The following is a 13,041-nucleotide window of genomic DNA, read 5'->3' as shown; positions in this document are numbered from 1 at the left end:
TGTAATACCTTAACATGTTCCGTCCAAATCCGATTCACAAATTCTGTTTATTCGATTGATAGCTTCCAAAAACATCTCTTGAAGCAGCGGGATGCGCTCATCAATTTCAACAAGCAGCCCTCCCAGATGATCATAAATCAAGTCGGTTTTACGGATTAGATTTTGTTCTGTAATGATGTTTGGCAGCAGCTGATCAAACTTGGCAATTTGCAGAGGCATAATTGATTCTATCAGAGGCGCAAACCAATCTCTTTTTGCTATAGGGCCCCACAACAGCTCAATGACTTCCAATTCCTTTTGAGCTTTGACAGGTTTGGTTCGGCTTAGTTCACGCACCTTGCTCAGATGCTTTTGTATTACCTTAATCTCCGTGCGAACCTTTAACAGATCCACAAGCGTTAAATCCATTTTTTCTTTAACGTAACGCACACGATCATGGTCCATCGCACGATAGTTATTGTTAATCCAATCGGCGACCGCATTAGGTTCTACTTTGCCGGATACAAGCTGGTCATAAATCTCTTCTATTGGCTTAAAGGGGGCTCCTTCAATGATCGCTCCATGGCGGCTGGTGTTTATAAATTCGATTTTGGGAAGCAGGGTAATTAATTTTTCAATATTCTCTTTCATGGAGAGGAAACTAATATCAGTTAAATTATAGCCGCCCTTTACATTCGGCACTTCTTGATTGGCAGCTTTTATCGTTGAATTTAGGTTTTCATTGTTAAAGTGGGTAATTCCGTCAGTATAAAATTTTTGATTTGAAAAAGATAGATCCTGACCAGCCAATATAATTCTCTTGGCTCCCATACAAGCCGCCGCTTGGATAGCCGTACCAGCAACGGTTGCAGTGGGATAAATAAAGAGGCTATCTCTATTTATCTGTAAAAAGTATTGAGATACAGCGTCACTCTTCATGATGCTATGAATTTTCTCGGATTTTTTTTAAATCAGACACTCCATAATAAGAAGAGGTCGTAAACAACAAAGGACATTTCAAGGTTTCCGAATTGGAGAAAATGTCCATATTAATCGGATGTCCGTCCAAAATAACGGCTAGGTGTGGGCGAATCCCCTGCTTGATAAGTGCCTGTATACTGGAGCCAGCTGCAATAATAAGTACGTGCGGCTGTAATTTCTTTAAATATTCAATATCTTCATTGAGGGAAGGACCTGATGACACGACAACTGCGGTAGTATCTTCAAAAGCATAGAATAGTTGCTCAATCGATGGGGTGTTAAGCGTGTCGGAAATATGGTACAAGAAATTTTGAGTCCAATCCTCGCGAAAACGATTTTCGGTAAATTTATTTTCAAAAAATGTATCTCTGTATTCTAAAAATTTCTTTTTAATTCCTCTTAAAAGTTCCATGTCGTATTGCAAGTAATGTCTCAATGCCACAAAAGCCATTTCATCCTGCATGTAACTGCATACCATATAAAACAGCTTCTCTAGTTGCGACTCTCCAACAGACAACCAGTAAAAATTGGGGTGTTCCAATATAAGGCTGACATCATATTCTGAAATTGTCTGGTAAAAAAAGGCTTTCATTCGGCTCATATACGAAAAACCATCGATCCGGATACTGATCAAGCAAATCCGCTATGCCGAGTCCTCTTCCAAATCCATAAACAAAAACGATTTTGCAATCTTTGATTGAGTTTTCCACCGCTTGAAGCCACGCTACGTCCTTTTCAATCGGCTCCTCACATAAACCCAATTGGGTCCGTTTTTCCGTTTCTAAAGTTTCTAGCTTAATCTTGATATGCGGAAATCTTTTCTCTAGGAAACTGCTATTATATAGTAAGTTAGACATGAAGATACCACCAATCCAAGGTAAATTGTTTCTTTAATAAATATATCGGTCTTTACTAGAGGGGAGTGAACATTTCTTCAAAAAAAACCCCCTCTGTCCTTAATAAAAAAATGCACCTCTTAGCAATAATCGAATCAAGTAACGATCCAACTATCACCAAGCGATGCATCTTTTTTCTTGCGAAACAACCGCTATCCTATTTTCTGTGATCTATAAAGTAACTGTCATGGGAGTAAGGTTGAAGGTATGCATTCTGCTGTACGCGGATAGATGTTCTTCTTTCCATCCAATTGCCGGCTTCATCTTTCAAAGCCTGCATCCGTTCAAGAATGAATGGATCACACTTTAAAATTTCTCCTATTTGCTGCTTATGGTTCTCGCTCATTGCAGTACGGTTTTTTTCCATCTGTTCAACAATGTCTTGCCTTTTGCTTGTAAATTGTTCAAAACCTTCTTCATCGGTATTGGACAGGTTGTCGATCAAATGCCTTGTCAGCGTCTCCAGTTCTTGAATAAGCTTGGTTACTTCTTCTGCGCTCATACAGCACCACCGACTCCCGGCATTTTGCTTGCTTCAATCCAAGCTTCCCTTAGTTCGCTTAAATGCTCCAGCACTTCTTTGGCAGGAGCCGCGTTCTTTTTTTACGTTAGCCGTAATAAGTAAACTAACCATATAATCGTAAATACGCACCAAATCGTTTGAAATCGGATAATCGAAATTTAGTGAAGATATAAGCTCATGGATGATGGCCTGCGCTTTGCATAGATTCGTATTCGTTTTCTCAATATTCCGTTCTTCTATTCCTTCGATTCCGGAACGGACAAAACGGATAGCCCCATCATAAAGCATGATTAGAAGTTTGGGTTTCGATGCGGTCTGAGCTTGTATCTGCTGATATTTCTGATAGGGGGAGTTAATCAATGGTAAAAACCTCCTTTATTTCATAAAGCCCGCAAGACTCGACGACGTACTGTTGAAGCGGTTAATCGCTGTTTCCATCGCACTGAACTTCTTGAAATAGTTGGTTTCGATTCTATTCATACGACTTGTCATATCTTTGATCCGACGTTCGAGACTCGTTAACTGCTCACCCATGGAGCTTGTCGATATAAACGTTGAGGATAGATCGCTGCTGACCCGCGAAGTTCCTGCCGTCTCCGCCATCTTCTGAAGGCTGACATTTGATATTTTCTTTAATTTAGCAAATACCCCGTCCTGCTGTGTATATTCATTGGATAACAAAGTGGCAGGATCTTTTTTCCCAAAAAAGTTGTTAATGATTTCAGGATCGGCCTCAAGAGCTGTGCGAAGTTTATCCTTATCCAGGACAAGCTTGCCACGGGTATCGTAGGTGCCCGTCGTGATCCCAAGCTCGGTGAGCATTAACGGCTTGTTCACTCCATCGACTACTCTCCCGATGTCTACACCCTGTAACATCGCCGTACGCATTTGGGAAATGGTTTCCACCAAAATGCTGTCATTCTTCAGCATGCCGCTCTTGGCTTTTGAAGTCCAGAGCTTTGCTTCCTCATCACTCATCCCCGCTCTTTCTTCCGTGCTAAGAGGCGTATATTTCTTATAACGCTCTTCATTTACTTTGCCGTTTAATAGTCCCAAAACATCATTGTATGCATCAACAAAGCTTTGAACGCTCTCCACCAATTTATCGGTATCTTTGGTAACCTCCACCCGGGTTGAGGCACCCCCAGTCGGTGTAGGGTTCTTAAGCGTGATCGATACGCCGTTAAGTTCAAAGGAATTTGACGGTTTCGTGATCGCAAGACCATTAACTGTCAAAGCGGCATCCGTACCTTTCACTGATGTTAATTTAAATGCATCCGTTATTTGTTTAGCTATTCCGCTGCCTGCAGATCCGTCCTCATTTGTTAAGTTAATCTCAGTAGCTCCTGTAGTCTTGCTTGTTAGAGACAGGCCGGATTTTGCGTCGTAAATGGCGGTGACTCCGGCTTCCTTGCTCTCGTTGATTTTTTGGACAAATGAGTTGATGGTATCCGTTGAAGTCACCTCAATAGTGGCGCCACCGATCTTCACTTTTCCTGCAGTAATTCCTAAACTCAATAGATTGGTGTCATCGGTTTTATTAACATCACTTGTGCTCACCATACGGGAAGCCGTCGCGAGATTCTGAACCGTAATCTCCATAACACCGCTAGCCGTTGACGAGGCAACGGCGGATAAAGCTTCCGTATTGCCTGTTATGTTTGCCTTTTGGGCACTAATGGCACTACTCAGACTTAACTTTCCCAGCTTGTCCTGCAGGAAAGATACCAGTTTTGTACTGGCTTCACGATAGCTCTCACGCTTCCACTCTAGCAATTGTTTCTGCTGATTAAGTTTATCAAGCGGCTTTCGTTGCGCTGTCATCAATTTTTTTAACCTCTGCATCAATATCCATTCCAGAAGCTAGACCGCTAATTCTGCTTACCATATTTGTTCATCTCCTTATACCTTTTTGTCGATAATGACCCCTGTAATTTCCATCATTTTGGCTGCCAGATCCAGGATCTTCTCAGGCGGCACTTCCCGAATAAGATCACCGGTTTCTTTATTCAAAACTTTAATCATAACGGCATTGGTCTTTTCATGAATCGAGAATTCAAGCGTTTTCTGCGGACCTTGAATCGCATCGATAGCCTTTTGTAGCTGTTCGATGGCTTCCTCCATCGATTGCTGTTGTTTTCCTCCTGCGCCAGATGCTACAGGAACAGCTTGGGTGGTAAGCTGATTTTTTTCCGTTTCCAAGGAAGTATCGCGCTTGTTAACGGATGTTTGCGAAATTGCCGGAACACTTCCTGTGCTGGATGAGATCATCGGATCCATATAATAAACCTCCACATAAGAATTAATAAACGTTGTATGTCCGATCAGAGTCAGATTGTTACTGCTGTTATCTTATATATCGGATAAATATTTCAGATATTTACGAAAATATAAAAAAAAAAGACCCTGCCAATAGCAGGATCTTTTGAAGGAGTATACTTTGTCCAAAATTAACGAAGTAGGGACAGTACGCCTTGAGGCGCAGAGTTCGCTTGCGCGAGCATCGATTGGGAAGCTTGCAGCAAGATATTGTTTTTGGACAGGTTAACCATTTCCTTCGCCATATCAGTATCACGGATACGGGATTCGGAAGCGGACAGGTTCTCAACGGTTGTGCCCAGGTTGTTGGAAGTGTATTCCAGACGGTTTTGAACGGCACCCAACTGAGCACGTTGCTTAGCAACAGCTTCGATAGCAGCAGTAGTTGCAGAAAGTTTTACGTCCGATTTCAGACCTCTGAAGTTTGTGGAGTTGATACCGTTGATTGTAATTTTGAAAGAAGCATCGTCTGCTTGAATCGAAACGGAACCGCCGGAAATGTTGATTCCGTTAAATTTCGTGTTGGACAGAATGCTGTCGATCTGTGCGCCCAATTGTCCAAGTTCGGCTTTGATATTGGATTTATCGCCAACGCTGTATGTTCCGTTCTCTTGTTGAACGCCCAGTTCTTTCATGCGAGTCAGCATGGCACTGACTTCGTTCATTGCTCCTTCAGCTGTTTGAGCAAAAGAGATACCGTCTTGAACGTTACGTTGAGCTTGCTCAAGACCGCGGATTTGACCGCGCATTTTTTCGGAAATCGAGAGACCTGCAGCATCGTCAGCCGCACGGTTGATGCGAAGACCGGAAGACAGTTTCTCCATGTTTTTGCTTGTAGCGTTTGTGTTCAGACCCATGTTGCGGTGTGTGTTCAATGCTGGAATATTGTGGTTGATAATCATTGTTTATTTCCTCCCTGAAATGGTTTGTTCCCACGTCCATGTGGTAGTAGCGTCTTCACAGGTCGGCCGCCCTGAAGAATTACCGCTCTATTATATATATCGTCAGGTGGAATCGACTTTTAATAGCAAAATCGATTTTTTATCAAATTATTTTCTATCGTCAACCATTTTCATTAACGCTGACATTCTGGCTTGGGTCGGTTTTGCAGACTCCTGATTAGATTCCTGAATGGAAAGATATACTTCTTTCCTGAAAATATCGACATGCTTTGGGGCTTTGATTCCCACGCGCACGGTTTCCCCTTCCACGCTAAGAACCGTGACCTCGATCTGATCCCCGATCACAATGGATTCGCCTACCTTGCGAGAAAGCACCAGCATGCCTACACACCTTCCTTTTCGTTCAGTCCTTGGGTCTGCTCCCATAACAGGTGCCGGGTCTGGTAAGGGACTTTATGGAGAACGATCTGCTTCGCGAGCCGCTCTTTAAGGTTAAATACCAGCGGTGCCAAGAGATTTACGGTGGATTCTTCTATTTTTTCTCTAACTGTGATGATGCACTTTACGGATAATTCATCACTGATTCCGAGCTCTTCCGCCTCACTATCAGGAAGCTCGAACTCATAGTCCGGGTAGAATGAAAAAGGATCCGTTACAACAAACGAAAGGTCTTTGTTTTGCAGAGACTGCATGTATATAAAAAGGGCTGTTCTCTTCCGAGATCAGCGCAAACTGGCGCTCATCCTCAAACCCCGGAATTCCCTTGGGGAAATCATAAACTTGGTCTTCAGGGATATCGATTTCGCCGAACATAAAGGTATTTATTAACATGGGGGATCACTCCTAAGCTTAAAATAAATGAAAAGAAAGCCATAGACGCTTATACGATCATCTACGGCTTCCTGCGTTTCATACCCATCTTCTAATCATTTTACAACATCCATCCGGTTATTCAATTACCTCAGGAAATCAACCAGTGACGGCTGAATGATTTTTGCACCGGCCGACAAGGATGCGTTATATATATTCTCCTGGATTTGCGAGCGCATGATCAACTCGCCATAATCCGCGTCCTCGGTTTTAGCTTGGAGCTTACTGAGGTTAAGTTCAAGATCTCCGAGCCGTCCTTCAATTAATTCAACGCGGTTTGTCTTTGCCCCCACTTCGGCACGCATGTTGAGGATCCGGTCCATACTCGCCTCAATGTTGGCCAATTCGGCACTTGCCGCGCTTTGATTCCCTGCCGAAAGCGCTTGGGCAATCCGGTCCATCATTACAAATACGTTTTCGTTTCCTGTACCGAAAGCGTCATTCCCCGAAACGTTGATCCCGATTTTTACATTCTCGCCTACAAGGTATTCTACCGCCCCTGTATCGGTCATGATCGAGCCGGCATTTGATGTATCGGTCGAACCATCGGGATTATTTGGAAAATAATAAGGAGCTTTATCATACTGTTGACCGTTAAATACATACTTACCGTTCAATCGGCTGTTCGCGATATCGACAAGCTGCTCCTTTAATTCCGCCACTTCCTGGCTTACGCTGTCCAGCGCAGCTTGCGGATTGGTCCCCGTGGAACCTTGAACCGTAAGCACCTTCAGTCTGTGAAGCACGTTTCCCGCCTGATCCATCATGTTATCGGTAAAATCTAGCCACGACATGGCATTGTCCACATTTTTCTGATACTGCTCGTTCGAGGACAGCTCTCCTCGATAGCGAAGAGCATACGTAATGCCGACGGGATCGTCTGACGGCTTGTTAATTTTGCGGCCGGTAGACATCTGAAGCTGGGTATCGTTCATCCGGCTGGCGTTCCGGTTCAGGTTCATCATTAGCTGACTGCTCATCATATTAGAGGTGACTCTTAGCATGCTATTCTACCTACCTTCCTTTAACGGCCTACCACGCCGGTGGAGTTAATCAGCTTGTCCAGCAACTGGTCAAAGGTGGTCATAAACCGTGATGACGCGCTGTAAGCATGCTGGAACTTGATCATGTTGGTCATCTCTTCATCCAGGGAAACGCCGCTGACGGACATGCGGCGGGTTTCGACCTGCGTAACGAGAAACGACGAGTTTTCCGCCTGGCGATGCGTTTCCTGCGCCTGCACGCCCAGTTGTCCGACCATGGAGCTGAACAGACCGTCAATGGTCGATTTGCTGGTTCCGCCTGGCATGGTAAACGGAGAGCCTTTCAGGTTGGTCAAAAGCTTCGCCAGGTCATTATTTCCTTTAATGACGGAGCTGCCGTTCGCCGAAAGACGCATGGACGTCGCAATTTTGTCCGGGTTACCGGAAATGACCTTATTCAGGCGGATGTTGCCGGCGGTTATCGCCGTTCCGCCGTCTGCCGCCGTAAAGAAAGGAACTCCCTTGTCGGTAGATCCATCCATCGTGTATCCAAGCTGGTGCAGGCCGTTAAACCCTTTAACCACAGTGGATACGTCCTTTTGGAGCACCGCTCCAAGGGGCATAGGTTGACCGGCAGGCAATGTGCTCGCAACTCCATTAACCGAGATTTCAGCGTCGGAGGTCAGGACCGTTCCTTCCGGCGGCATAACACCAGCAGGAAGCTTCACTTCCACATCACCGTTGACTAGCGTGTTAGCCAACACATCGATCTGGTTCCGGTAGTCTTCCACCAGCCGATCCTTGGAGATGATCATTCCATGAACTTCCCCGCCTTTAAGATCGCCGCTTGCAAAGGCAGTGTTCAGAAACGCATTGTCCACGACCGCCGTAACGGTTTCACCCTCTACGAGGTTTTGCCCGCCAAGGGAGATGTTATAGCCGTCTTCGCCATCCGTTACCGAAATGTCGATGATTTTGGACAGCTTGTCGGCCATCAAATCGCGCTGATCCCGAAGGTCATTCGCATGATCTCCCAGCCCTTCGATGCGGGTAATCGTTTTGTTCAAATCCGCAATGGACGTTAAGTAGCCCTGAATTTCCCTCGCTTTTACATCAATGTTGGAATTCAGGTCATTGCTCAGATTATCAAGCTGCGTGCTCATATGATTCAGAGCATCGGTCAGCGCTTCGGCCGTCTGCTTCACGATTTTACGGGAGGTTGGATCGTCCGGGCTTTTGGAAAGCTCCGACCATGAATTCCAGAACTTATCCATGACCTTGCGAATTCCGCTCTCGGAAGGCTCATTAATGATGGCTTCCAGTTTATCGAGCGTGTCGTACTGAACGTTCCAGCTGCCAAAAGCGCTGTTCTCGCCGCGGTATTGAAAATCAAGGAACTTTTCGCGGATCCTCTCGATGCTCGTAAATTCCACGCCTGTACCCAACTGACCAGGGGCGGTCGAGCGGAACATTCCGTAAGCCTCCATTGGAATGGATGCCTGCATTTTTACCACTTGGCGGGAATATCCTTCCGTGTTGGCGTTGGCGATGTTATGCCCGGTCGTTCCGAGAGCGGCTGTTTGGGTAAACAGGCTTCGCTTGGCCGTTTCTATTGAATGAAAAGTAGATCGCATGACAAAATCCTCCTGTTTACGCTCGGGTATCGAACAGGCCCGGTCGTCCTGTGCTTCCGCCACGGTCGGACGGATGGTGGTAAATGGCCTCCTCTTGCAAGGATTTGCCGGTCAGCATGTCCAAGGAGAAATCGATGAATTCCAAAGACTGCTGTATCAAGTGCTGGTTCAAATCGTTCTTCTGCTTCAGCTGCTGCAGGATACTGGATAATCTGGACTGCACATCAAGCAGGCGCTTTTTCTCCTCCGGGTCAAAAACAAGCCGGGAGAGCTCCGTAACCGTCAACTCCAACTGCGATTTAACGCCATGGCCCTGCAAAAACGCATAGGCCGCATCCGCCCGCTTTCGTTCCAACTGCTCGATGGTTTTCATCCCTTTGGATTCACGGTTGAGAAGTTTGATGATTTCGTCCACATCATTATCCATAATCGCTTGTTTCTTGAAATCGGCTAAAGCCAGCATCTCCGTATAAACGGCTTCCAGTCTTTCCAAGGAATCGATCAAAACCTGTACGCCCATGATCTCACCTTAATTCTCGGGAAACTGCTTAAAGTAAGGCAGCAGCTTCTCAGCAAGCTTATCGGCACTGACTTGATAAGTTCCCGAAGCCACCTGCTCTTTCAAAGATTGTATTTTTCGTGCACGCTCCGGATCTCCGGCACGCTCTTGAGCATGAAGCATCTCCATCGCCTCCGTTGATATGGAAACCTCATCTTTACGGCGGCTTTTCTGATGCTGCTCCTGCCTTGGGGTCTCCATATTTCGCTGGTACGATTGGACTGCGCCTACACGTCCGGTTTCGTTGATCTTCATAACGTTCACCTTCCTCTTATATAGAAAAAAACCTATACAAACATTTTGTAAAAATAGCCTGACAAACAGAAACGGCATAATACTTCCATAACGAAGGAGCATTTCCGCGAGGATATAAGCCAAGTATAAAGGAATTATACTTTCTTATATTCTAAGAAAAAACATCCATCGACATACTACCCGGAAGACAGAGCGCGTTTAGCGAAGTTTTTCCGTCGATCCAAGCTGCGGATACCTGAAAACTCACGCTTCTCGGATCATAATGTGAAAAAACCGATAACCTTTACTAAGATTATCGGCCGGAAATGAAACATAGTTAATAGTTCGATTGTAGCGTTTTAGTATTTGCGTAATTTGTCTACAGCTCTATAGGTGGTTTGCCCTTGCTTCTTATCCTGATCACGGCCTTCCCCGGATTCGTCCGAAGCCGCGTTTCTAAGCTCCTTCGTCAACCTAGCCCTGCACGATTCACACATGTTATTCTCGCGTATCAGCGTGCCGCAAACCTCGCAGGGATACGACATATTCGGTGCGTTGGCAATCGAAATACGGCCTTCCCGGATAAACTTCGTAATCTGTCGAATCGAAACTCCTGTCGCTTCGGAAACTTCGTGAATGGTCGCCCCTTTGGTTTCCCGCAGAAATTTAGCGCAATCCTGGTACTCGACCTCGATTTGTTTCATACAATCAGAGCACATATCCCGGAAGTTCAACGCATACAACTTGCCGCACCGAGGACAATTCCCCAGATTCATACTGACCGCCCTCCATGACGCATAGATCCTTGATACCCATAGATTATCTTATATTAGGCCCTACGTCTATCTTTTTTAGAGGAAAAATATATGTGTTTTCTCCTATTTCTATTAAGACCTGGCCCAGGTCAGGCTGTATATTTCAACGGGAGTCCCTGCAGCCTCTCCCGCAGCTTTAATTATCCCCGAGCAGGCATTCACCGTGCTTCCCGTCGTATAGATATCGTCGACCAGCAGAATTCTAAGCGGGGCATGGGGGTTGAACAAAGTTTCCGACCTGATATGTTCTTTGTAGAATCTGCTGATATGGCCCCCGCTGCCCGGAGATAAATCAAAAATCCCCTCCATGTTTTTCAAACGGTCCATTCTGCCTTTAAAGCTCTGTTTATCCGTGTGGCGTGCCCGCACAAGAAGCTCGGCATACGGAAGCCTGCAAGCAGAAGCCAAACCCCGGGCCAACTTTTCCGCCTGGTTAAAACCGCGCTCCCTCAGCCGGGATTCGCTAATCGGTACGGATGTCACGAGATGGGCCTGCCAGTATGGATTCATAGGGGTCCCGGAACCGGCCAGCGTTTGAGAACGAATCCCCTGCCGGAGCTGATCATCAAACTCCTGCTGCATTTGGCGATAGGCTTGAGTGAGCATCCTGGACAGCAAAAATTCAAATTTTTCATTTCCGCGGTATTTATATTGTGCCAACCATTCCCTCATATCCCCATTGTAGGCCACCGCGCTGCGGTTTCGGACAAAATGCCACGGACCGGCATCGGAACGGGTACAGTCCGGGCAACCGAAATGTCTGCCGCAATATAGACACCTCGGTTTCATTATCCAGGAAATGGACCGGTAACAAGACCTGCATACCCCGAAATGTTCCCTGTGCAGTTCAGCCGTTCTGCCGCAGGCAAGGCAAGCTCCCCCGGCAGGAGCAAGAAGCGTATGAAACGGTTTTAAAAGCCTGTCCAAAAAAATCGAAAAGCATATGCAAGGTCCCCTCCTATTTTTATGGCAGCTCCTTCCTTGATGGCTGGAATCACGTTGAAGCACCAAAAGTGAAAGGAGATCCCGCAGTTCTTGTAAACGACTCACCGGGCAAGTGCGTAACAGCCACCCAAACATTGAGGCTTCAGAATCTTTTCCGCACCGAGCGAAGCTCCCAGCGCGCGGTGCTCGCCTCACATGACGGTGGTCAACCACATGCGCTGTCATCGTGCCATAGTTCTCAAACTTTCAAATAACCGCCTTTTGCGGCGATCCGGTTCATACGCTTGATCTGGTTCACGGCCGAACGTTGGGACCGGGTCCGCTGAGGAGCCGCAAATACCACCTTCCCCGCAGGATCATCCTTGGAACGCCCTGCCCGTCCGGCCATCTGGATTAAGGCGGCCTCATCGAAAAGCTCGCTGTCCGCATCGACGATAAAAAACGTCGCTCATGGGTACGGTAACCCCTCGCTCTAATATGGTGGTGGTGACCAGCAGCCGGATTTGCCTCTTACGAAAAGCTAAAACCTTGCTGGCCCTTTCGGGATCTATAGAAGAGGTTCCCTCCATGGAGATACCGGGAATATGACGGCAGAGCAGCTTTAAGAACGGTTCAATATGACGAATCCGCGATACGAACAAAAACACTTGCGCCCCTCTCTCGAGAGAGCATTTCAACTCACGAACCAAGGCGGAAGGAAGGCTTTTCCGGGTCAGACATTGCTTTACCGACGGCATCTTAACGGGCTTGGGGACGGGCAGCGGGTACCCGTGAAAACGGGCCGGCACCTTGGCATGCGGCAGCCTGCCGGAAGCCGCCTCGCGCTGCAGCTTGGGGGGAGGCGTTGCCGACAGGTAAATGTATTTGCCTCCGGGCTTGCATGCTCCTTTGGCGGCAAAGTCCAGCATAGGGTCGTTGTGGTACGGAAAAGCATCGATCTCGTCGATGACCACCAAATCGAAGGCATTTTTAAATCGCAGCAGCTGATGCGTCGTCGCAAGCGTGATGGTTCCGCGCTTCCAGCGGTCCGGACTGCCTCCGTACAAGGTCACGATGGTCTCCGATGGAAAAGCGGCGGCCAGCCGCGGCGACAGCTCCAGCACGACGTCTCTTCTCGGCGCCGCCACCAGCACCCGCCCGTCGGCCTCCAGGACGGACTGCAGTAGCGGGAAGATCATTTCGGTCTTCCCGGCCCCCGTCACCGCCCAGATCAGAAAGCGGGCGGCCGCGGAGCCTACGGCAGCCGGCTCCGCCAAAAACCGCAGCGCGGCGCCGGCCGCGGAGCCCTGCGCTGCGCTAAGTCCCCACCGGCCCAAGGCCACGGTGGGGGAAACCCCGGCCGTGCCCCGCACGGCCGGTTGCGCTGCACCCTGCAGGCAGCAGCGCGCAAGCGCGGCTGCG

Annotated in this window: 16 protein-coding genes and 2 pseudogenes; all 18 read right to left on the bottom strand. The window is 47.3% G+C overall.

The genetic code is table 11. The annotated features are described in order from the left end of the window. Positions 1-9: 9 nt before the first annotated feature. Positions 10-918, bottom strand: coding sequence for a hypothetical protein (locus tag XI25_RS34035; protein WP_235439635.1), 909 nt, complete (start codon positions 916-918; stop codon positions 10-12). Positions 919-922: 4 nt separating this feature from the next. Further along, positions 923-1,561 (bottom strand): 6-hydroxymethylpterin diphosphokinase MptE-like protein, encoded by a 639-nt coding sequence (locus XI25_RS34030; RefSeq protein ID WP_235439634.1) that lies wholly within the window; start codon positions 1,559-1,561, stop codon positions 923-925. After that, a complete protein-coding gene (locus XI25_RS34025) occupies positions 1,515-1,817 on the bottom strand; it encodes a hypothetical protein (protein ID WP_235439633.1) in 303 nt (100 codons plus the stop codon). Before XI25_RS34025 ends, XI25_RS34030 begins: the two co-directional genes overlap by 47 nt. Before the next feature lie 196 nt (positions 1,818-2,013). Continuing rightward, positions 2,014-2,358, bottom strand: coding sequence for a hypothetical protein (locus XI25_RS03250; protein ID WP_046677349.1), 345 nt, complete (start codon positions 2,356-2,358; stop codon positions 2,014-2,016). Next, positions 2,355-2,739 (bottom strand): annotated as a pseudogene (fliS, locus tag XI25_RS03245) (flagellar export chaperone FliS). Before fliS ends, XI25_RS03250 begins: the two are co-directional and overlap by 4 nt. 15 nt (positions 2,740-2,754) lie before the next feature. Next, complete coding sequence (fliD, locus tag XI25_RS03240; RefSeq protein ID WP_327204717.1) at positions 2,755-4,203, bottom strand: flagellar filament capping protein FliD; 1,449 nt, start codon at positions 4,201-4,203, stop codon at positions 2,755-2,757. Between the two features lie 78 nt (positions 4,204-4,281). Beyond that, positions 4,282-4,659 carry a flagellar protein FlaG gene (locus tag XI25_RS03235; RefSeq protein WP_046677348.1) on the bottom strand — a complete coding sequence of 126 codons (378 nt, stop codon included), beginning with the start codon at positions 4,657-4,659 and terminating at the stop codon, positions 4,282-4,284. A gap of 170 nt (positions 4,660-4,829) precedes the next feature. Further along, complete coding sequence (locus XI25_RS03230; protein ID WP_046677347.1) at positions 4,830-5,600, bottom strand: flagellin N-terminal helical domain-containing protein; 771 nt, start codon at positions 5,598-5,600, stop codon at positions 4,830-4,832. 147 nt (positions 5,601-5,747) lie between these two features. Further along, on the bottom strand, positions 5,748-5,981 hold the full coding sequence (csrA, locus tag XI25_RS03225) for a carbon storage regulator CsrA (protein WP_046677346.1): 234 nt from the start codon (positions 5,979-5,981) through the stop codon (positions 5,748-5,750). Positions 5,982-5,983: 2 nt separating this feature from the next. Continuing rightward, a complete protein-coding gene (gene fliW / locus XI25_RS03220; protein WP_268794457.1) occupies positions 5,984-6,292 on the bottom strand; it encodes a flagellar assembly protein FliW in 309 nt (102 codons plus the stop codon). Beyond that, complete coding sequence (fliW, locus tag XI25_RS35660; protein ID WP_268794459.1) at positions 6,222-6,413, bottom strand: flagellar assembly protein FliW; 192 nt, start codon at positions 6,411-6,413, stop codon at positions 6,222-6,224. The genes fliW (XI25_RS03220) and fliW (XI25_RS35660) overlap by 71 nt, the downstream gene beginning before the upstream one ends. Positions 6,414-6,556: 143 nt before the next feature. Further along, a complete protein-coding gene (gene flgL, locus XI25_RS03215) occupies positions 6,557-7,453 on the bottom strand; it encodes a flagellar hook-associated protein FlgL (RefSeq protein ID WP_235439632.1) in 897 nt (298 codons plus the stop codon). A 41-nt stretch (positions 7,454-7,494) separates the two neighbouring features. Further along, entirely contained in the window at positions 7,495-9,087 is a 1,593-nt protein-coding gene (flgK, locus tag XI25_RS03210) for a flagellar hook-associated protein FlgK (RefSeq protein WP_046677344.1), read from the bottom strand. Positions 9,088-9,103: 16 nt separating this feature from the next. Then, positions 9,104-9,607: a flagellar protein FlgN gene (locus tag XI25_RS03205; protein ID WP_046677343.1), complete on the bottom strand. Its 504-nt coding sequence runs from the start codon at positions 9,605-9,607 to the stop codon at positions 9,104-9,106. Between the two features lie 9 nt (positions 9,608-9,616). Further along, positions 9,617-9,901 (bottom strand): flagellar biosynthesis anti-sigma factor FlgM, encoded by a 285-nt coding sequence (gene flgM / locus XI25_RS03200; RefSeq protein WP_046677342.1) that lies wholly within the window; start codon positions 9,899-9,901, stop codon positions 9,617-9,619. Positions 9,902-10,239: 338 nt separating this feature from the next. Beyond that, complete coding sequence (locus XI25_RS03195) at positions 10,240-10,656, bottom strand: TIGR03826 family flagellar region protein (RefSeq protein ID WP_046677341.1); 417 nt, start codon at positions 10,654-10,656, stop codon at positions 10,240-10,242. 111 nt (positions 10,657-10,767) lie between these two features. Then, complete coding sequence (locus tag XI25_RS03190; protein ID WP_235439631.1) at positions 10,768-11,355, bottom strand: ComF family protein; 588 nt, start codon at positions 11,353-11,355, stop codon at positions 10,768-10,770. Between the two features lie 523 nt (positions 11,356-11,878). Beyond that, positions 11,879-13,041, bottom strand: a pseudogene (locus XI25_RS03185) (helicase-related protein); the annotation flags it as partial.

The sequence above is a fragment of the Paenibacillus sp. DMB20 genome (assembly GCF_000987955.1).
In the GTDB taxonomy this organism is placed as follows: Bacteria; Bacillota; Bacilli; order Paenibacillales; family Paenibacillaceae; genus Paenibacillus_AQ.
This window is presented reverse-complemented; position numbering and strand designations above follow the sequence as displayed.